The organism is Paenibacillus sp. LHD-117 (assembly GCF_030929555.1).
Lineage (GTDB): Bacteria > Bacillota > Bacilli > Paenibacillales > Paenibacillaceae > Pristimantibacillus.
This window is the reverse complement of the sequence record NZ_JAVFVT010000002.1, coordinates 1-21,050: the sequence shown is the minus strand read 5'-3', so window position 1 is coordinate 21,050 and position 21,050 is coordinate 1. Positions and strand designations below refer to the sequence as shown.

General features: G+C 50.3%; 21 protein-coding genes. 17 read left to right on the top strand and 4 right to left on the bottom strand.

Features of this window, described 5'->3' with window-relative positions:
• The first annotated feature begins 13 nt into the window (after positions 1-13).
• Complete coding sequence (locus RB620_RS01140; protein WP_308091669.1) at positions 14-1,849, top strand: polysaccharide deacetylase family protein; 1,836 nt, start codon at positions 14-16, stop codon at positions 1,847-1,849.
• 21 nt (positions 1,850-1,870) lie between these two features.
• Positions 1,871-2,866 (top strand): zinc-binding dehydrogenase, encoded by a 996-nt coding sequence (locus RB620_RS01135; RefSeq protein ID WP_308091668.1) that lies wholly within the window; start codon positions 1,871-1,873, stop codon positions 2,864-2,866.
• Between the two features lie 84 nt (positions 2,867-2,950).
• Here the strand turns inward: RB620_RS01135 and RB620_RS01130 are convergent, their stop codons facing one another.
• Positions 2,951-3,097: a hypothetical protein gene (locus tag RB620_RS01130; RefSeq protein WP_308091667.1), complete on the bottom strand. Its 147-nt coding sequence runs from the start codon at positions 3,095-3,097 to the stop codon at positions 2,951-2,953.
• A gap of 179 nt (positions 3,098-3,276) precedes the next feature.
• Between RB620_RS01130 and RB620_RS01125 the strand changes: the two genes are divergently transcribed.
• Positions 3,277-4,248, top strand: a complete 972-nt coding sequence (locus tag RB620_RS01125; RefSeq protein WP_308091666.1) for a 2-hydroxyacid dehydrogenase — start codon at positions 3,277-3,279, stop codon at positions 4,246-4,248.
• Positions 4,249-4,329: 81 nt separating this feature from the next.
• Here the strand turns inward: RB620_RS01125 and RB620_RS01120 are convergent, their stop codons facing one another.
• Both RB620_RS01120 and RB620_RS01115 read right to left on the bottom strand, forming a co-directional pair.
• Positions 4,330-6,381, bottom strand: coding sequence for a molybdopterin-containing oxidoreductase family protein (locus tag RB620_RS01120; RefSeq protein ID WP_308091665.1), 2,052 nt, complete (start codon positions 6,379-6,381; stop codon positions 4,330-4,332).
• Between the two features lie 66 nt (positions 6,382-6,447).
• The gene (locus tag RB620_RS01115; RefSeq protein WP_308091664.1) at positions 6,448-7,230 is read right to left on the bottom strand and encodes a helix-turn-helix transcriptional regulator; all 783 of its coding nucleotides are present in this window, start codon (positions 7,228-7,230) and stop codon (positions 6,448-6,450) included.
• A 106-nt stretch (positions 7,231-7,336) separates the two neighbouring features.
• On the opposite strand from RB620_RS01115, the gene pyk reads away from it, so the two are divergent.
• The 3 genes from pyk to RB620_RS01100 all read left to right on the top strand — a co-directional run bounded on the left by pyk (position 7,337) and on the right by RB620_RS01100 (position 10,845).
• Complete coding sequence (pyk, locus tag RB620_RS01110) at positions 7,337-8,755, top strand: pyruvate kinase (protein WP_308091663.1); 1,419 nt, start codon at positions 7,337-7,339, stop codon at positions 8,753-8,755.
• A gap of 311 nt (positions 8,756-9,066) precedes the next feature.
• Entirely contained in the window at positions 9,067-10,044 is a 978-nt protein-coding gene (locus tag RB620_RS01105) for an EamA family transporter (protein WP_308091662.1), read from the top strand.
• Between the two features lie 534 nt (positions 10,045-10,578).
• Positions 10,579-10,845, top strand: coding sequence for a CD3324 family protein (locus tag RB620_RS01100; RefSeq protein WP_087569232.1), 267 nt, complete (start codon positions 10,579-10,581; stop codon positions 10,843-10,845).
• A gap of 104 nt (positions 10,846-10,949) precedes the next feature.
• On the opposite strand, the gene RB620_RS01095 is transcribed toward RB620_RS01100, so the two are convergent.
• Positions 10,950-11,237, bottom strand: coding sequence for a hypothetical protein (locus tag RB620_RS01095; protein WP_308091661.1), 288 nt, complete (start codon positions 11,235-11,237; stop codon positions 10,950-10,952).
• Between the two features lie 230 nt (positions 11,238-11,467).
• Here RB620_RS01095 and RB620_RS01090 point away from each other — a divergent pair, with 230 nt between their 5' ends.
• The 11 genes from RB620_RS01090 (at position 11,468) to RB620_RS01040 (ending at position 20,959) form a co-directional block, all read left to right on the top strand.
• On the top strand, positions 11,468-11,908 hold the full coding sequence (locus tag RB620_RS01090) for a MarR family winged helix-turn-helix transcriptional regulator (protein WP_308091660.1): 441 nt from the start codon (positions 11,468-11,470) through the stop codon (positions 11,906-11,908).
• A 42-nt stretch (positions 11,909-11,950) separates the two neighbouring features.
• Entirely contained in the window at positions 11,951-13,564 is a 1,614-nt protein-coding gene (locus RB620_RS01085) for an MDR family MFS transporter (RefSeq protein ID WP_308091659.1), read from the top strand.
• Positions 13,565-13,628: 64 nt separating this feature from the next.
• Entirely contained in the window at positions 13,629-14,438 is an 810-nt protein-coding gene (locus RB620_RS01080; RefSeq protein WP_308091658.1) for an alpha/beta fold hydrolase, read from the top strand.
• Between the two features lie 198 nt (positions 14,439-14,636).
• Positions 14,637-16,193: an ABC-F family ATP-binding cassette domain-containing protein gene (locus RB620_RS01075; protein ID WP_308091657.1), complete on the top strand. Its 1,557-nt coding sequence runs from the start codon at positions 14,637-14,639 to the stop codon at positions 16,191-16,193.
• A 164-nt stretch (positions 16,194-16,357) separates the two neighbouring features.
• Positions 16,358-16,825 (top strand): SRPBCC family protein, encoded by a 468-nt coding sequence (locus tag RB620_RS01070; RefSeq protein WP_308091656.1) that lies wholly within the window; start codon positions 16,358-16,360, stop codon positions 16,823-16,825.
• 192 nt (positions 16,826-17,017) lie between these two features.
• On the top strand, positions 17,018-17,827 hold the full coding sequence (locus RB620_RS01065; RefSeq protein WP_308091655.1) for a tyrosine-type recombinase/integrase: 810 nt from the start codon (positions 17,018-17,020) through the stop codon (positions 17,825-17,827).
• 91 nt (positions 17,828-17,918) lie between these two features.
• A complete protein-coding gene (locus RB620_RS01060; RefSeq protein ID WP_308091923.1) occupies positions 17,919-18,107 on the top strand; it encodes a tyrosine-type recombinase/integrase in 189 nt (62 codons plus the stop codon).
• Positions 18,108-18,262: 155 nt separating this feature from the next.
• Positions 18,263-19,090 carry a hypothetical protein gene (locus RB620_RS01055; protein ID WP_308091654.1) on the top strand — a complete coding sequence of 276 codons (828 nt, stop codon included), beginning with the start codon at positions 18,263-18,265 and terminating at the stop codon, positions 19,088-19,090.
• A 236-nt stretch (positions 19,091-19,326) separates the two neighbouring features.
• Positions 19,327-19,815 (top strand): DUF6933 domain-containing protein, encoded by a 489-nt coding sequence (locus tag RB620_RS01050; RefSeq protein WP_308091653.1) that lies wholly within the window; start codon positions 19,327-19,329, stop codon positions 19,813-19,815.
• Between the two features lie 217 nt (positions 19,816-20,032).
• Positions 20,033-20,398 (top strand): MmcQ/YjbR family DNA-binding protein, encoded by a 366-nt coding sequence (locus tag RB620_RS01045; protein ID WP_308091652.1) that lies wholly within the window; start codon positions 20,033-20,035, stop codon positions 20,396-20,398.
• Positions 20,399-20,560: 162 nt separating this feature from the next.
• Positions 20,561-20,959 (top strand): SMI1/KNR4 family protein, encoded by a 399-nt coding sequence (locus RB620_RS01040; protein WP_308091650.1) that lies wholly within the window; start codon positions 20,561-20,563, stop codon positions 20,957-20,959.
• Positions 20,960-21,050 lie beyond the last annotated feature (91 nt).

Below are 21,050 nucleotides of genomic sequence, written 5' to 3'. Positions count from 1 at the left end.
AGGGGTGTTTCGCATGACTTTCCGAAGATGGTTGACCGCATTCCTCGCATCTCTTCTATTGGCGGCCGCAGCGCTCTGCGGCTTCAATATGATCGTGGATCCGTTCGGCGTATTCGGGGACAAGGTGCTGAAGTGGCATTCCTACAATATGGTCAACAATCCAAGGGTGGCCAAGATCGGTTACCTGGATCAGTATCACGAACGATATAACTCTTACATTATCGGCGGATCTAAGTCCAGCTCCATCTCGCCAGAGCTGCTGAACCAGTATTACGGCGACGGGGCCAGCTTCTACAGCATGCTCATGTATGGCGGAGACTTCCACGATTACGAGAAGACGCTCTATTATTTGATCGACGAATACGAACCGAAAAACATCGTGCTTCACATGAGCCTGCAGGAGATCAGCCACTTTAACGAAACGCCGACTGACTTCAAGCAGTCGCTTCATGCGAAAGTCAATGGAGAATCGCTGCTGAAGTTTTACTGGGACTACTTGAAGCTGAATCCGTCATACGGCTATTCGAAGCTGGAAGGATATGCGAAGCGGGCCGTCGATTCGTTCGCATATGCCAGTTTCGTTCCGGAGACCGGCGTCTACAACAAGGTGAAGCGCGATGCCGAGCAGGTCGACGATCTGGACGCTTTCATGACCGCGAATCAAGCGGCATTCGCTCCGTTCGGGAAGCTGGAGGCAATCGCGCTGGACCAAAACGTAGCTGCGCTCAAACGAATGAAAGAGTATACGGAAGCCCACGGCGCAACCTTCCGACTGATTACGGGCGCGACTTCGGATCAGGAGCTGCAAAGCTATGACATGGACGCGCTTAAGAACTACTGGACGAAGATTGCCGACGTGACCGATTTCTGGGATTTCTCAGGGTATTCGGGCGTCAGCGGCGATCCGAGATATTTTTACGACACGATGCACTACCGGAATTCGCTTGGGAAGATGATGCTCGGATATGTATTCGAGGATCCAGACGTTTATGTTCCCGCAAACTTCGGTCATCATACGACAAAGGCGAACGTGAAGGAACGGGTAGCGGAAGCGTTCACACGTCCCGCTGGCGGATCGGGAGAGAAGCTTGATATTCCGATCTTGGTCTATCACCACATCGACGACGATCCGTATGAGCCGAATTCGCTTATCACGCCGCCGGATAAATTCCGCAGCGATATGGAAGCGGTGAAGGCAGCCGGCTATCAGACAGTACTCATCCAGGACTTGATCGATTTCGTGGACGGGAAGAAGAAGCTGCCCGACAATCCGGTCGCGATTACGTTTGACGATGGTTATCTAAGCAATTACGAATTCGCGTATCCGGTTCTGAAAGAGCTCGGAATGAACGCGACGATCTCCATGATCGGCTGGTCTACCGGCAGGGAAGAGCACCGGATCAAGGGCAAACAGTTTTACCCGCATTTCACTTGGTCGCAAGCCCGGGAGATGCAGCAATCAGGTGTCATCGATATCCAGAACCATACCTTCGATCTTCACGAATCGTTGCCGGACGATCCTTCCGTACGGGCTGGCGTCTTGCGGAAAAATGACGAGACGGATGCCGCGTATGCGCAGACCTTCGAGAACGATGCTTCGTTTATGGCGGATTTGATTGAAAAGGAGACTGGATCGAAGGTCAACGTCTTTACCTATCCGTTCGGCTACTATTCGCATTTATCGGAGCAAATTCTGATGGATATGGGGTACCGCGCGACCTTGACGACGACGCCGGGCATTAGCCAGATCAGGCAAGGCGACAAACGAAGCTTATTCGCTTTGAAACGGATTAACGGCAGTCCGGAGGTGCCAAGCGACGTCTTGGTCCAAATGCTGCAAGGCAAGTAGCGAGAGGAGAGCTGACACCGCATGAGCGGAATGAGAGCAATTGCGCAAGAGCAAGCCGGAGGGCCGGAAACGCTTCGAATCGTGGAACTGGATATCCCGTCGCCCGGACCCGGAGAAATACTGATTCGGATGATGGCTGCTTCGCTGAATCCCGTCGATTACAAAGTGATGGGCGGCGGTCACCCGAATTGGACGTATCCGCATGTTCCGGGCGTAGACGGAGCTGGTATCGTTCAAGAGATCGGAAGCGGCGTAACGGAGTGGAAGATAGGCGACAGAGTCGTCTTCCATGCTGACTTTACGCGGCAAGGCGTATGTTCCGAGTATGCGGTAACGACGGCTCATACAGCTGCCCGGATTCCCGCATCGCTATCGTTCGAAGCTGCCGCGGCATTCCCGTGCGCTGGACTGACCGCATATCAGGCGCTTGTCCGCAAGATGAAAATTCAGCCGGGACAGTCGATCTTCATCCATGCGGGCGCAGGCGGCGTAGGCGGATACGCGATTCAAATCGCTAAGCTCCTCGGAGCCGACAGGATTATTAGCAGCGCTTCAGCGGGAAACGCGGAATATGTGCGATCGCTCGGGGCGGATGAAGTGATCGATTATACATGCGTAGACGTCCATGAACGGATCTCTGAATTAACCGACGGGCTCGGCGTCGATCTCATCCTCAATTCGATCAATCGCGCGACGGCCCAGAAGGACTTGTCGGCGTTAGCTTACAGCGGACAGCTGGCTTGCATCGCGGGAGCGCCAGAGATCGTGGCTGACTTCCAACCCTCCACCAAGACGTTTACGGTCCATAAGCTCATGCTGGGCGGCGCGCATAACTCCGGCAATCGGCAAGCAGAGGAAGATCTCGCGCGGATGTCCGAAGAGTTCTTGGGATTGATGGAGGCCGGTTATCTGAACCCGCTTATCGGTGAAGTCATCAGCTTGGCCGAAGTAGGCGACGCATTGAAGCGGTTCTCCGAACGTCATGTGCGCGGCAAGATTGTCGTAAAACTTATGTAAATGTATTATGTCCGCTTCAGCTTCATTGGAGCAAAGGCTGCCAAACGAACCTTGGATGGTCGTCGGGCAGCCTTCTTCGCTTCGTTAGCCGGTTGAAGGGCTATTCGGCGTATGTCCCTTCTGATTGCGATTGTTCGTTGTGGATGCAGCTACATTGTTCTCCGCATGCAGCGAGTTGACCTCGTACGCGAAATTTCTGCTTGCCATCGATTTGTGTCTGTGACGACCCATACCATGACCTCCATCCGAAATTGGAATGACCGCTGACCGCGGGGGACCTTTTTAGCCTTGCCGATAACGCGCTTGTTTATCTAGGGAAAGTTCAGGCAATTCGGAAGGTATGCCCATTACGTGCGTCGAAGGCTTAGATAGCCATTAACTCATCAACCAGTAAGAAGGAGTGATTTATTTTGAAACCACATGTATTCGTTGACCGGCCGCTTGCCCCGGAAGTGGAACAATCGCTTGCTGCGCACTGCACCTTAGACATCTGGACCGATGGCGATACGATTCCTCGCGACGAACTGCATCGAAGGCTCTCGAACGCGGAAGGATTTTTGACCGCGGGGCGCAGAATCGATGCCGCTTTGCTTGAAGCGGCGCCAAAGCTGAGGGCGGTAAGCACGATCTCCGTCGGCTACAACCATTTCGATATCGACGCGATGAAACGATTCGGCGTCATCGGCACGCATACGCCTTACGTGCTGGACGAGACGGTTGCCGACCTGACCTTCGCGTTAATGTTAGGCGCGGCCAGAAGAGTGGCGGAGCTGGATCATTATGTGAGAGAAGGCAAGTGGAAGCGGGGAGACGGCGAACAGCTATTCGGCGTTGACGTCCATCACGCGGTGCTCGGCATTATCGGCATGGGCCGGATCGGCGAAGCCGTCGCCAAACGCGCGCGGTTCGGATTCGATATGACCGTGCAATACTATAACCGCTCACGCAAGCCGGATGCCGAACAGCGATACGAGGCGACCTATGCGGAGCTCGACGAATTGCTTGCTACGTCGGATTTCGTTGTTATGCTTGCTCCGTTAACGGAAGAAACGAAGGACATGATAGGCCGCGAGCAATTCGCGAAAATGAAAGCTTCGGCGATCTACATCAATGTGTCGAGAGGCGCGACCGTCGATGAAGACGCGTTGATCGATGCGCTTGAGAATGGCGTCATCCGGGGAGCGGGTCTCGACGTATATAAGCAGGAGCCGATCGACGGCAGCCATCCGCTGCTTCGGTTCCCGAACGTGCTCGCGCTGCCGCATATCGGATCGGCGACGACGAAGACGCGAATCGATATGGCGAAAGCTGCCGCGAATAACCTCATTGCCGCGCTTAACGGTGAAACGCCGCCTTATCTGGTGCCTGAATTCCGTTCATAATGCCAACTTCACTACGATAAAAGCCATGCCGCCAGCGGTTTGCTGACGGCATGGCTTATTATCGGTTATGGCTCCGTATATTTATAATTTCACGACTTCCACACGGTTCGAGAAGAAGGTCGCGCCGCCGCCCATGTCGGCGAGCCTTTGGGGAGTTAGCGCATTAACCGAGCTGCGGCCATGCTCCTCGTCATCCCACCAGAGCCCTTGCGTTACGAGGACGCCTGGGAGCACATCACGGCCAAGCTTGATCGTCAACTTCGCTTCGCCTCGTTCGTTCCGGACGAGGACGCGTTCGCCGTCGCCGATACCAAGCCGCGCGGCGTCTTGCTCGTTCATATGCAGAGTCGGCTGTTTCTCCAGCTTCTGAAGCTTCGACTGGTTGGCGAAAGTCGAATTAATATAGCTATGATTCGGTCCCGTCGTGAGCCAGAACGGGAAGTCCGTTTCCTCGCGCAGCGGCGTATATGTCGGCACGGGAGGCAACCCGCTTGCGAGCATCGCCTCCGAATAAAGCTCGATCTTGCCGGACGGAGTCGGGATACGCTCGGATAACGGTATTCGCCTGCCGCCGCCCGCCTTCATCCACCCATGCTCCCTCAGCGACTCGACCGTAATGCCTTGGAGCAGCGGATTGAACTCGGCATCCAGCGCTTCGCGAATCATGTCCTCTTCCGTCAAGTCGAATAACTCTGGCTCGAAGCCCATCCGAAGTGCCAGCTCCTTGAACAAGGTGAAGTTCGACTTGCTTTCGCCCGCAGGAGACAGAATCGGCTCGCCAAGCTGTAAATACAGATGCCAATAGGATGCGTATAGATCCAAGTTTTCCAAATGGGAGGTAGCTGGGAGGACGATGTCCGCGTACTTGCAAGTATCGGTCAGGAACAAATCATGCGTCACCGTGAACAAATCCTCGCGCAGCAAACCTTCCCGAACCTTCGATTGATCCGGCGCAACGATAGCAGGATTGCTGTTATATACGAACAACATGCGAACCGGAGGATCCATCGTCAGCAGCGCGTCGCCAAGCTGGTTCATATTGACTGTGCGAACGCCAGGATCGGGCAGCAAATCGATTCGCTCCAGACGATCATTGTTAAGACGGGAATACCAGCCGTTGCCCTTCATCGCCCCTCCGCCGATCTGATCCCATTGTCCGGTCATGGCGGGGAGGCAGGAAATCGTTCGGACGATCATGCCGCCGTTATCGTGATGCTGGAGCCCATTCCCGATTCGGATAAAGGATGGCGTCGTCGTGCCATAAAGCCTGGCGAGCGATTCGAGCTGATCGATCGGCACGCCCGTAATGTCGGAAGCGACCTCAGGCGGATATTGATCGGTTTGATCTTTTAATTCTTTATAGCCGATCGTATTCTCGCGGATGAATGATTCGTTCACGAGACCGTCGCGAATAAGGATATGCATCATGCCAAGCGCAAGCGCTCCGTCCGTGCCCGGACGAACGTGGACGAATTCATCCGCCCATGCAGATGTCCGGTTGCGATGCACGTCGATATGAACAATCTTCGCTCCGTGCCTGCGGGCTTCCGTCGCCAGCATCGTCTGGTGCATATTCGTCGATACGAGATTGCAGCCCCAGATCAGGAACAGCTTCGTATGTACGGTTTCTTCGGGATCGATCCCGATCGATCCACCCATCGTGTATTTATATCCTGCCGCTCCGGCCGCGTTGCAGATAGAACGGTCCAGCAGAGAAGCGCCTAGCCGGTGGAAGAAACGGCGATCCATGCCTTCGGCATTTAGCACGCCCATATTCCCATAGAAGCTGTATGGCAGAATCGATTCCGCGCCGTAACGATGGATGATGTCTTTCATTCGGGATACGATTTCTTCATAGGCTGCGTCCCAGCTGATCGGCTCGAATTCAAGCGTGCCTTTCGGACCGACGCGCCGCATGGGCTGCAGCAGCCGGTCGGGATGATGTACGCGATCCGGCAGCTGACGCACTTTATTACAGATTGCGCCTTTCGTGACGGGATGGTCGGGGTCGCCGGTTACGTTCGTTACTTTGCCGTCTTTTAAAGTGATATGAAGCCCGCAGGTGTCCGGACAGTCGAAGGGACACACGGAGCGAAAGACTCCTTCTGTTGCCGCAAGTGTCGCTATCGTCATGATTGATCACTCCAATTAGGTTTGACTAAGTATGTTTAGCGAATAATAGCTAGAGCACATAATCCATTATACCCGCACTCGCCGTTCGGATAAATATCCCGATGGCGGACAGCCGTAGGTGCGCTTGAATACGCGCTGAAAATAAGAGACGTCGGCATAACCCAAGTACTCGGAAATCTCCGCGATCGTGAGCAAAGACTCGCGCAGCATATAAGCGGCCGTACGCATGCGGACCGCATGCACATAGTCGCTAATCGTCTGTCCGGTTACTCGGCGGAAGAGGGAGGCGGCATGATTGGGGCTTCGGCCGATTGAGTCGCCAAGCTTTTCTTTCGTAACTTTATCCCGATAGTTTGTCTGGATATAGGATTTCATTTTCTCCGCATGCTGCATCGATACGTCGGTTTCCTTGCCGCGATCCAGCTCCCTGCTCCATAAGGCAATTGTCTCGAGCACGGCGGCCGACATCCGAAGATGCGCATAAGGTACGCCGTCTTCCCATTCGGTGCTCGCTGCCCGGAGTCGTTCGACGCATAACTCGTAGCAACCGGCTCTGGACCTGATGCCCTGGGATAATGGGAAGAGAGGAAGTCTCTCCTCGCCATCCGTCCATGTAAACGCAAAAACGAGCTTCTCGTGGAAAACGGTTGGCACGCATTTGCCATAGAAAGGAGTATGCGGCGGGATGTAGACGAAGTCACCTCGTTCCGCAAGCAGCTTCTCGCCGCCGATCCAATAGAGGCATTTACCATATGTGATTACGATTAGCCGGGCGCATTCGCTCGTGCCGTCATTTTCGACGTACCAGTTAAGACCACGATCCTGTATATAATCGGTTATTCTTACCACTCTGTCACCTCGCCGTACTATACTTCAACGATCATACTATATTTCATGTACGTTGTCCGCTGCATCCACTACAATAAGTGAAGTTGATTACGGAGGGATGAAGAAGATGAGTCAGACAAAAATTGTATGTACCATGGGACCGTCCAGCAATTCCATATCCATCTTGAAAGAAATGATGAAAGCCGGCATGAGCGTCGCGAGATTGAATATGGCGCATGGCGAGCTTGAAGACCATAGCAAACGAATTGATTTGATCCGTGAGGCGGCATCCGAAGCATCTTCGGTTGTTGCCGTCATGATGGACATTAAAGGGCCGGAAATTCGGATCGGCCTGCTGGAAGAAGGCAGCTACGAGCTCAAAACCGGAGATACGTTGACATTGACAAGCAGGCCGATTACGGGCAACGGCGAAGTCGTGGCGGTTAATTACCCGGATATGCCGAAGGTCATCAAGCCGGGAGACCGGATTCTGATCGATGACGGCTTGATCGAACTGATCGCGCAAGAAGTGAACGAAACCGATATCGTCTGCAGCGTGATGAACGGCGGACCGCTCAAGCCGCGCAAAGGCGTTAACCTTCCCGGCATTCGCACGACGCTGCCGGGCGTTACGGAACGCGATGTACGCCATATCGCGTTCGGAGTCGAGCAAGGCGTCGATATGGTCGCGATGTCGTTCGTCCGCAAGGCCGAGGACGTGCTTCATGTTCGCCAGCTGCTGGAGGACGCGAACGCGTCGCATATCCAAATTATTTCGAAAATCGAAAACGAGGAAGGCGTCGATAATCTGGACGCGATCATCGAAGTTTCCGACGGCATCATGGTCGCGCGCGGCGACTTAGGCGTCGAAATTCCGGCTGAAGACGTGCCGATGATCCAAAAGACGATGATCGAGAAATGCAACGCGGCAGGCAAACCCGTCATCGTTGCGACGCAAATGCTGGATTCGATGCAGGTGAATCCAAGGCCGACCCGCGCGGAGGTAAGCGACGTTGCGAATGCCGTCTTGCAGGGCGCCGACGCGATCATGTTGTCCGGGGAAACGGCTGCCGGGAAATATCCGCTGGAATCGGTCCGGATGATGGCCATGATCGCCGAACGCGCAGAATCGACGATCGATTACGCGGAGCTGTTCAAATCCCGACTGACGGTGCCTACGGGCTCCATTACCGAAGTGATCAGCCAAGCCGTCGTCAGCTCGTCGTTGCAATTGAACGCCAAAGCGATCCTGACGCCGACCGAAAGCGGGTTTACCGCTCGCATGGTATCCAAGTATCGTCCAGCGTCGCCGATTATCGCGATAACGGCGCATGACGACGTGCTGAAGAGGCTGACGCTCGTTCGCGGCGTTATTCCGGTCAAGGGCGAGTCCACGCCATCGACAGATGAGATGTTCAAATCGTCGATTCGTAATGCCAACCGTACGCAGCTGCTGCAATCCGGCGATTACGTCGTCATCTCCGCCGGCGTACCGAGCGGTCGGGCGGGCGCAACGAATCTGATCCGCATTCATCAAATGGAATAGAGACCTATTGACAGACAACGCATTCGGTGCGACAATAGCACTGGCCATGAACGTCATGGCGAATCGAAGACAGCAATGATCATATCATTCGTATAACTCCGCATAACGGTTATTGGACACAGGGCGGGGGTCACTACGGGAAGCCTAACTTCCTTGCTACGAATAGCGGTACGGCGATGAACGACAGTTCGCGCCGGCCCGTTGTCCGTAGCTTTTTTGCGTGGACGCCAGCTGATGAGGCGCCTGCGGATAGAAGCTCGAGACAACCATTATTGCTGCTTCGCAAATAACAGCGAAGAGAGGTAGCAATTATGAAACACATGGTATCGGTATTTCTTGGGGCAGCGAGCTACGGCATCCTGTCCACCTTCGTGGTGCTTGCTTATGGCCACGGTTATACGCTCGGCGAAGTCGTCGGCTGCCAGATGATGGTCGGCTTCCTGCTGACGTGGGCGTTGTCGGCTTATCTAGGCAAACGGAAAAAACGGAAGGCTGTCAACCTTGGGGTCCAACAAAGCGCAACGCCGAGTATGGAAGGCACCGTTTCGGTTCGTAACGTCAAGATGAGCTGGAAGCAGAAATTGCTGCTCATGGTTTCGGGAATGCCGACTGCGATTACGGGTTTGCTTTATTACGAATCGCTTCGTTATATCCCGGCTTCTGTCGCGATTCTGCTCCTGTTCCAGTTCACGTGGATCGGCGTGCTCATGCAAGCGATCCGGCTTCGCAGACGTCCGGAGGGTACTATCTATTTGACGCTGGCGATTCTGCTTGGCGGCACGATTCTTGCCGCCGGAGTGATGGAGCAAGGCGCAGGCGGTTTCCATCTGTGGGGAGTAGCGCTGGGGTTGTTGGCAGCCGTGAGCTATTCGCTGTTTATGTTGTTCAGCGGCAAAGCTGTGCCGGACGCGGAACCGGCTGTGCGAAGCAAATGGATGATGTTCGGCGCCATGGTGTTTGTTTTCGTCCTGTTCCCGCCGCAATTTTTATGGAACGGCGAGCTGTTCAGCGAGCTGTTGTTGTTCGGGCTGCTGCTGGGCGCATTCGGCGCGTTCATCCCGCCGCTCCTGTTCGCGTACGGCGTCCCGCATATCGGGGAAGGCATGGCCGGCATACTCGGTGCGGCGGAGCTTCCCGTTGCCGTCTTCCTATCTTCTCTTGTGCTGCATGAAGAGGTAAGCTTCCTGCAGTGGCTGGGCGTTGCAGTGGTCTTGGCAGGCGTCGCTTTCCCGGAATGGCTGAAGCGGCTCCGATCGAATTCCCGAGGAGGAACTGCGGCGCAAGCCTAAACCAAATGATCCAAGACCGTAACCGAAGCCGGCGATGCCGTCCGACTCTTCGATTACGGTCTTTTTTTTGCGCGCCGCACCGCCAAAGGATGGTAACAGCCGTTTCACCTTGCGTTTTGGTAAAGTTTTGTTATAAACCGTTCTTTCGCTACCCGAGGCTCGCCAGCTGGAATTATAATGTAGTTGTCGGGCCGACGAAATACGCGCGAAAGGAGATGATCCAATTGAATCACAACGTAGAGGTGATCTCCGAGTAATCGGAGAGCATCATCGATCGGGAAGAGGCCTGCGGGCCTCTTCTTAAATTCTAAGCCAAATTTTTGGAAGCTGTTCGCATTGTGCGATTGAACATTTTTCATTATAATGGTAAAGCGGTTCCGATTCCGGAATCAGCACCACACAATTTGAAGAAAGGGAGGATGTTAACAATGAATGCATGGAATGTAATGAACGCAACTTCGACTGCTATGCTGCCTAAATCCGTTAACGTGACACAACCGTATCGCTTAAACCAGTTCGAGGAGGACTTTGAACGTGAACTACAAAAATGGAAGAGACGTGCTTCCCCCTAGTTTGTTATTGGAGCTGCAAAAATATATTCAAGGCGACTTGATCTACATTCCGAAGCCGGCGAATCAACGCGCGAGCTGGGGTGAGGTCAGCGGGACGCGAAAGCTTCTCGCGGAGAGAAACAAGGAGATCGTGCAATGTTACGTGAACGGCGCGACCGTCGCGGAGCTGGAGCGGAAATACCATCTGTCCAGCGAAAGCATTCGCAAGATCATCGTGAAAGCCCGTTAATGCGATGGCATTCACCCATACCCATATGTCCGGACAAAAAGAACCTCCGTCTTCCGCATCTGCCTCAGATGCCGGAACGGAGGTTCTTTTTATTTGGCAATCGATTAATGAGAGGCCGACGGAAGCGCGACCTTCGTGCTCGGATATGCGTAGTCGTTTCGGTAACAACGGGTCTCGTTGTCGTAATCGGATTGGGATAGGCGATGCGACACGTCGAAGATCGGCAGATCCGGATTGACATGCAAGGTGGAGCCGTAGAAGGAACATCCTTCGAAGTGAAAGTCCAGCGTCGTAATCATAATGATGCAATTGGTAAAGCAGCAATTTTTGAACGTAAAGCCGTCGAAGGTAATCGTCTCGTTCGTGAATTGTTGATTCATGATTAATTTCATTCTCGCAACTCTCCTCTGCAATGTATGGGCGACATGTCTATCATCCTATCAGATTGTCACTAAAATGTTTGTCGCAACTTGACTGCCCCTTCCAAATAGATATCGACAAAACCGCGCAACCTAACTTGCAGCGATTGGAAAGGAACAGGAGTTGACAAAAAGAAGTTTACAAGTTAATATTTCAATAGTTTAAATATATAGTTGTAAACTAATTATGCGGGGGTGAACGAATGGAATCGGAGGTGGACAGATTTCAACGCTCGCTGACTGCTTTGAACCGGTTATTTTCGGCGGAAGTCATGAAGCAAATGGATACGCAGGTGACCAGTACACAGATGTTCATGCTTCATTACATCCAGGAGAGCGGAAGATGCAGACTTACGGCATTGGCCGATAAGCTCGATGTGAAGCCCAGCGCGGTTACGGTCATGATCGATCGGCTGGCGAAATCAGGTTATGTTACGCGGGTGAACGACGCTTCGGACCGAAGAGTCATTCAGGTCGAGCTGACGCAGGCGGGAGAAGACATTCTCGCAAGGGCGCATCAATCGAGGAAAGAAATTGTCGCGAAATATATGCAAAATTTGAATAGGACGGAAGTCGAAGCCGTGACTCATATCATGGAGAAGCTCGTCGCGGCTGCTCAACATTCTGCAGTTAGCGCGAATTAACCACAGAGAGAAATTACGAACAGAATGAGGGAGAAACAAGCTATGGAACATTTGTCACACAAAAGAAAAATGACGATCATGTTCGCGATTATCGCGGCCATGTTCTTCTCTGCGATCAACCAAACGATCGTAAGTACGGCGATGCCGCGCATAATCGCGGTTCTCAGCGGCATGGAATACTACAGCTGGGTCATTACGATCTACATGTTGACTTCGACGCTCGCGACCGTATTGGTCGGCAAGCTGTCCGATATATACGGCAGGAAACCATTCATTTTATCCGGTATCGTCATCTTTATGATCGGCGCATTCATGACCGGCTTCTCCAAAGATATATTCCAATTGATTATTTATCGCGGCATTCAAGGCGTGGGAGCGGGCATTATTATGGCGACCGTATTCACGGCGGTAGGAGACTTGTTCTCGCCGCGCGAGCGTGGCAAGTGGACCGGCGTCATGATGGCCGTCTTCGGTTTCTCCAGCGTCATCGGGCCTACCCTTGGGGGCTGGCTCGTCGATAACATGGAGTGGAAGTGGCTGTTCTGGATTTTCTTGCCGCTTGGCGTTATTGCATTCCTTATGATTTTGTTCCTGTTCCCGAAAGTCGAACGCAAGCCGTCGGAGAAAATCGATTATCTCGGCTCGTTGCTCCTCAGTATTACGATCGTAACCTTGTTGCTGGGCTTTACTTGGGCAGGCAGCCAATACGATTGGGGCTCTTGGCAAATACTCGGCTTGTTCGGCGCATCTGCTCTGTCCCTGGTACTTTTCGTTCTAGTTGAACGCAAAGCGAAAAGCCCAGTTCTGCCGTTGTCCCTCTTCCGCAACGACATCGTGACGATCTCGAACGTGATCGGCTTCTTGATGAATGCCGGCATGATGGGCGCGCTGATCTACCTGCCGTTCTTCGTTCAAGGCGTCGAAGGGATCTCGCCGACGTATTCCGGTTACGTCACCATGCCGATGTCGATCGGGATGGTGATCATGAGCACTCTAATCGGACGACAAATTACGAAGACGGGCAAATACAAACGTTACGCAGTCGTCGGCCTCCCAATCATGATCGCGGGTATGCTCATCATGGCGTTTATGAACAGCGTCTGGCTTGCCGTCGTCGCGATGATCGTGTTCGGCATCGGTCTAGGCGTAGGCATGCCAGTATTCTCGCTAACCGTGCAGAACGCTGTGAAGCCAACCGAGCTTGGCGTTGCAACTTCCTCGTCGCAGCTGTTTCGAAATCTTGGCGGCACGATCGGCATCGCGGTCATGGGTACGATCATGCAATCCGCACTTGTCCGGAACATGAAGGATGCAGCCGCATCAAGTACGGGTTTCCACTTCGAAGATCTGGATCCGGAAATGGCCCAAAAACTGGCCGATTTCCAAAATCCGGAGATGCTGCTCGATCAGCCGAAGCTGGAGCAGCTGCAGCAGACGCTGCCGGCCGACGTGCAGCCGCTTATCGCGCAGATGATCGATACGCTCAGAGATGCGCTCAGCTCATCTTTGACTGTCGTCTTCCTGGCAGGCACCTCGCTTGTCGTCGTCGCGATGCTTCTGTCGTTCTTCCTGAGGGAGATTCCGCTTCGGACATCGAACAAGATGCCTGAGCCGCAGAAGGAAACGTTGGAAGGCAGCCGTCTGAATACGGTCTAACATATTTCGACGGACACCCCATATACATGTATCGTTCCGCGATCATGCATATGGGGTGATTCGTTTGTACGTGGAAGTCGAGAAAGACGTGCATATCTATGTGGAGGATATCAATCCGGGCCCGGGCAGCCAAACCGTTTTCTTCATTCACGGTTGGCCGCTGAGCCATGCCATGTTCGAATACCAGTACAATGTGCTTCCGATGCACGGTTACCGCTGCATTGCCATGGATATGCGAGGATTCGGCCAATCGGATAAGCCATGGCACGGCTACACATACGATAGACTTGCGGACGACGCGGCCGCGGTCATCTCCGCGCTTCAAGTTCAAGACGCGACGCTTGTGGGATTCTCCATGGGAGGCGCTGTGTCGATCCGGTATATGGCGCGCCACAAAGCGAAGGGCATAAAGAAGCTCGTCCTCATCGATGCGGTCGCGCCAGCGCTAATTCAAGGTCCCGACGCGCCGGATGCGCTGCCGCAAGCGGCTTTCGATGCCTTGCTGAAGCCATTGCTTACGAATCGGCCGAAGTTCTTTAACGACGTGTCGCTCATGTTCTTCAACCGCAACCTGGGGCCGGCCATGCAGCAATGGTTCGTCGGCATGGGCATGCAATCCGCTTCGTATGCAAGCATCAATCTGCTTCTGGGATCGACGCAGGATAACGTCAGCAAGGATCTTGCCGCAATCAAAGTGCCGACGGCCATCTTCCATGGCATTCATGACGAGCTGATCCCGTTCAAGAGCGCGCAGCTTGTGCATGAGAAGATTCATGGCTCCGAGCTGATCCCGATGGCGAACAGCGGGCATGGCGCTCCTATCTGCGAGTCGGAAGCCTTTAATGTTAAGTTATTGGAAGTATTAAAGCGATAAGAGAAGAGGAAGCTTTCTCACGTAAGCCCGCAGGTTCAAAAGCCGGCAATCCGGTCAACCATCGACGCGGATTGCCGGCTTTTTCGTGCGGAAAATGACCCGTATCAAGCGTAAAATCATCATTTACTGGTTGAGTTGGCGGTACGAAAACGATTATAATATAGCGAGTATGAATTTCTTACAGAAAAGGTGTCATTCATGAGCATATTAAACGTAGAACGACTTAGCCATGGCTTCGGCGACCGCGCGATCTTCAACGACGTATCATTCCGACTGCTGAAAGGCGAACATATCGGCCTGATCGGCGCGAACGGCGAAGGCAAATCAACCTTTATGAACATTATTACGGGCAAGCTTCAGCCGGATGACGGTAAGGTGGAGTGGTCCAAGCGGATGCGCGTCGGTTATCTCGACCAGCACGCCGTATTGACCAAAGGGATGACGATCCGCGACGTGCTTAAGAGCGCGTTCCAATATTTGTTCGACATGGAGAACGAGATGAACGACATGTATGCCCGTATGGGCGATGTGTCGCCCGACGAACTCGAGAAGCTGCTGGAGGATGTCGGCACGATTCAGGATATGCTGACGAACCAGGACTTCTATATGATCGATGCGAAAGTGGAAGAGACGGCGCGCGGCCTCGGCTTGACGGACATCGGCCTGGACAAGGACGTTAACGACTTGAGCGGCGGTCAACGCACGAAAGTATTGCTTGCCAAGCTGCTCCTCGAGAAGCCGGACATTTTGCTCCTCGACGAGCCTACGAACTACTTGGACGAAGTTCATATCGAGTGGTTGAAACGTTATCTTCAAGAATACGAAAACGCGTTTATCCTGATCTCTCACGATATTCCGTTCCTGAACAGCGTCATCAACTTGATCTACCATATGGAGAACCAACAGCTTAACCGCTACGTCGGCGACTATCATCATTTCCAGGAAGTCCACGAGATGAGGAAGCAGCAGCTGGAGTCGGCTTATAAGCGCCAGCAGCAAGAGATCGCGGATTTGAAGGACTTCGTGGCCCGTAACAAAGCGAGCGTGGCAACCCGGAACATGGCGATGTCCCGCCAGAAGAAGCTCGACAAGATGGATGTCATCGAGCTGGCCAAGGAGAAGCCAAAGCCGTCGTTTAACTTCAAGGAAGGCCGTACCGCTGGACGCGTCATCTTCGAAGCCAAAGATCTGGTCATCGGTTATTCGGAGCCGCTTTCCCGTCCGCTTGACCTTCGGATGGAGAGAGGGCAGAAGATTGCGCTCGTCGGCGCCAATGGGATCGGCAAGACGACGCTTCTGCGCAGCATTCTCGGCGAAATTCCTGCCGTATCCGGCAACGTGCAGCTCGGGGAAAACCTAGAAATCGGTTATTTCGTGCAAGAAGCGAAGGACGCGAACTACAACACGTGTATCGAAGAGATCTGGAACGAGTTCCCTTCCTATACGCAGTTCGAAGTGCGCGCGGCTCTTGCGAAGTGCGGTCTGACGACCAAACATATCGAAAGCAAGATCACCGTGCTCAGCGGCGGGGAGAAAGCCAAAGTCCGCCTCTGCAAGCTGATCAACCGTGATACGAACCTGCTCGTGCTCGACGAGCCGACGAACCACTTGGACGTCGACGCGAAGGATGAATTGAAGCGGGCGCTGAAGGCTTACAAAGGCAGCATCCTGCTCATTTCCCACGAACCTGAATTTTATCGCGACATTGTGACGGAAACGTGGAATTGCGAGTCCTGGACGACGAAAGTATTCTAAATCTTGATGATCGCAAGCAGCCTGCTTACCCTTCGATGGTTGAAGGGGAGCAGGCTTTTTTGCATTCATGGACGATATTTCGCCACGCTAGCTGTTGGGTGCAATTGCTGCACAACTCGGCTATAGTAAAGGAAATACGATCATATCGAGAAGGGGATTTGGTTATGAAGCCCATTACGAAGCCCGACCTCTCGGCAAGGCCGTTGAAGCTAACCGTAGAACGCTTGATGGATACCTCTCCGGAAGTGTTATACCAAGCGTGGACCCAACAATTCGACCGCTGGTTCGCTGCTCCGGGGAGTGTCATTATGTTTGGAGAAGTAAATACGCTCTTTTTCTTCGAAACCGTCTATCGATTCGAGAATCAAACGGAGGCGCAGCGACATCCACATTATGGCCGTTTTCTAAGACTTGAACCTAATCGTTTAGTCGAGATGACATGGGTAACCGGCACGGAAGGAACCCGGGGAGCCGAAACGGTTGTTACAGTTGAATTAACACCTATGAGCGGCGGAACAGAGCTGCGGCTTACCCACGCGGGTTTTCCCGACGAGTCCTCCAAAAATCAGCATGCAGAGGCTTGGCCGATTGTACTCGAACAATTAGATAACCGTATGAAGGATCCTTCCTAACCCAAGTCAGGGCCAATCAAAAAAAGCTTCGAATGCGAGTGGCATTCGAAGCTTTTTTGGCGTGTGCTGCTAGGATGCTGCAGGAACGGTCGAAATGGTGAAGGTGACGCTGAACTTGTCCCGTACCGTACCGTACCGAACGCGATGCAAATAGTATTTACAAGGATTGTCAAGCATGATAGCATGCAGCTAATGGAATGGATTGAACTGGAAGCACCAGAGGAACTCGAGTCGTCAAACTCAGATTCCTCTTTTTTGTTTCCAGTATTTTGCATGAATGATATAATGGGGGGCATGCGCATGGATGTTCGGTTAACGAAAAAGGATGACTACACGGTTCGCGTTTGGTTTAACGGGTACATTCCGGAATACGTGAAAGTCATGAAATCGATCAAAGGAAGTAGATGGCAGCCTGCCGACAAAACCTGGTCCGTGCCCTACACGCTTCATCATATCGAACGATTGATCGATGGATTTGGTCTAGAGCGTTTGCAAGCGGATCAGGCATTAAGAGACGAATGTTATCTCTTGCAAACTGTCGGAGACCGTAAACCGCAACCCGAAACGGTAAGGAGGAAAACAACGGTTTGGGATGTTATCACTATTCCTTGCAGCTTATCGAGCGCGGTTGTTCGCATTCGTATGTCAACCAAGCTATTAGCGCGATCAAATTTTACCACGAACGTGTTCTGCTTATCAAAGAAAAAAGCGGCCTATATCAGGCCTAAGAAAGAATCAAAGCTTCCGCAAGTTTTATCGCTTAGCGAGATCAAGAGGATGATTCGAACCGTAACCAACCTGAAGCATAAAGCGTTATTGATATTGACGTATTCGTCTGGATTACGGGTTAGCGAAGTCGTGAAGCTTCGTTACAACGATCTGGACCCAGAGCGGAAGACGCTTTTGGTTCGTCAAGGGAAGGGACGGAAAGATCGGGTGACCTTGTTGTCGGAATTAAGCTTTTATAATGCTGCAGCAGTATCTAGACGAACATGGACGTAGCGAATGGCTTTTCCCCGGACAGTATGTTCATCAACATCTTACAGAGAGATCCGCTCAGAAAATATTCGAGCAGGCACTCGCTGCATCATAGATCGGCAAAAAAGCCAGCATTCACACGCTGCGGCATTCCTTCGCCACTCATCTGCTGGAAGGCGGCATCGACATTCGTTACATCCAGGAGCTATTGGGTCACAAGAGCAGTAAGACGACGGAACGATATACGCATGTAAGCATTAAGGATATTCGTCGGATTAAGAGCCCGCTGGATCAGGGGGATTGAGGGTAGGGAGAAGCCAAGAAATAGCCAGCATAAATACCGATGATATAGCGATGTTACTGTATTTCAGAAACTTGTTAAGATCAACATCTTTTTAAGTAAGACGTAAAAAAGAAGTTAGGCGAAATCAACTATAAACTTAAAAAAGAGGTAGTGCATTGTTAAATCCAAGAGAAGAAGCTATAGTAATTTGGATAATTATTTTTTTATTATTAGCATTATTTATTAAAGGTTTCCGTTCATCAATACCTAACATTATTAAATCTTTTTATAATTTACTAATGCATCCAATTTTTATTTTTACGAATACTTATATTGTAATCATGTTTTTAATAATGTATTTTTTTGAGATACTTGAAATTGGAGTTATTAAGGACTATATTCTGTGGATTTTTATGGCTTTGTATCCACTTATTTTTAAAGTCACTTCAAAATTAAGTGAAGTGAATATTGGAAAACTTATACTTGAATCTTTTAAATTGAGTGTTATTCCGGTATTCATTATTAATGAATACACACTACCACTTTGGATTGAATTGATTTTAGTACCGTTCCTAGTTCTAATTGGTGGAATAATTGCTGTAAATAATGCTGGAGATAAGAATTTACAATTACATAAATTCTTGAATTTCTTTCTTGTAGTAATCGGAATAATATTTGTCTTTGTAGCGTTTAAGGGGTTTATTTTTAATCTTCATGATGCAACAAAAGTGGACTTTTATGAAAAAATGTTCTTTGATATTATTGGAGTCTTATTACATGCACCTCTCTTATTGTTGCTCCAGTATATGTGTTTGTATGAAAATCTTATTTTAAGAACGAATTTAAAATCAAATAAAATTTTAACAATTTTCTTAATGACTCTTTCATGTAGATTTAATAAACAGACTCTAAAAGTAAACTTGAAAAATCATTACGAATTAAGGAAAGTAAATACAATAAAAGATTTGAAAATAATTTTGCAAGCTAATTCAATGAAGAGTTGACATCGCCTAACACAGTATTCACGCTGCGTCGCCTCCGGCTCCTTGGTCCGTCCGAAGCAATAAGAAGTGGTTTCGAAGAAGATAATCCAGTAGCAGGGGAGCATACTCAGCCGGACAACCTTGCACAGCCTAACCGCGTCGCGGCCACTCCCTACGGTCGTTTAAGGCAGTGAAGGTTCGTGAATACAAGAACGTTATGTGAAATCAGTGCAAGATTATAGAGAGGACTGAAGTGTGTGTTCGTTTTAAAGTTTACTCAAGATCTAATGAAGGACATGAAAGTTACACCAATGGAGATGGAAAGTATATCAGATTTGTATAGTTGGCATGCGCATATATACAAACTAAATAATCGGAAACATATCATCTTCATTAATGATCTAAGTCGATTGTGTGTAATAATCGATGGAGTTAGAACCGCACAAATTAAAACATTGAAAGAAAAATTCTTTTCAACACTTGAAGAATATCTTATAAGCGAAGGTGTAAGTCAGAATTTAGTTAACTCATATCTCGCAAATGGCTCTGAGATTATTATTTCAAAAACAAATAATAGAAGTGTTTTGGGAACAATGAAAGAAATTACAATGTATACTACAGATACTCACTTGGAATTCAGAAATCATATTGAAAGAATGAAGTGGCTAAATAAACTAATTTATAAACCAATTGATTACAACGAACCCCAAAAAGTATTTAAAGAAACAATAAAAAATCATAATTAAGATCGATTGTAAGTAACTCAAGATGGCACTGGCATCACATAACACCATATTCACGCATCGGGGCATTCGCCCCTCGGTCCGGCAGAAGCAATTGGCAGGGAAGAAGATTCAGCCGGACACTTCCGACTTCGTCGGACGTCGTGAATATACGAAACGTTAGGTGAAACCTCGGTAAGTGCATTTAAACCACAAAACTATAGTAAGTGAGGTGTGTCATTTGTTTCGATTCAATGATATCCGTAATTTTATTTTGACATTACCGGAAACAAAAGAAATTGATCATTTTGGCAAACCGTCGTTTCGAATAAATAATAAAATCTTTGCTACAATACAGCCTGATGGTAACACCTTAACTGTTAAAACTGTTGGGGAAGATCGAGAAATATATACCACAATGGATCCAGAAACATATAGAGTACCAGACACTTTTTCAAATCTAAACTACATGAATATAAATCTAAATACAGTATCACCAAAGGAGTTAAAAGGATTAATAATAAAAGCATGGAGTAGTGTTGCTCCGAAGAGATCAGTAAAGGCGTTTGATGTGAGTAAATTCGAAGATGACCGAGGCATCACCTAACACCATATTCACGCATCAGGCATTCGCCCTCGGTCCGGCAGGAGATATTGGCAGGGGAGTTGTAGCAGCCGGACACACCCGACTATCGTCGGACGTCGTGAATACCTGAACGTTATATGAAATGGCTGAAAACAATCAAAATATGATCGGGAAGGTGATTTCATGGATGTGCTTATAAAACTCATTTCAAGTCGAAAGCCCGGAGTAGAGATTCAAGATATAAAAAATACAGAGGAAGTGTTAGGCGTAAAGCTTCCTGAACAGTATAAAAAATTAGTTGGAATAGTAAACCAGCCTGAAATAGACGAGTGGATTCTATACCCCATTAAGGATTCAATGAGACTCTCGAATACATATGATGATATTGTAAGAAACAATACTGGTGAGTTATGGCCAGAGAATACAGGGGACTATATTTCGATTGCTTATGATGGCACTGGCGATTTGTTATGCTATAAGTTAATTGATGATTCAAGAGAATTAGGAGAAGAGATTTTTTACTGGAACCATGAAGAAGATACATTTGAATTAATCCTGAATTACGAAAGTATCACCTTATAAAAATATAAAAAAGTGCTCTAATCTTTGGTAGAATGGTGTTTGTCGAGAACATCACCAACCAAGGAAGGAGCACCCTTAAAGTGAAGTCTAC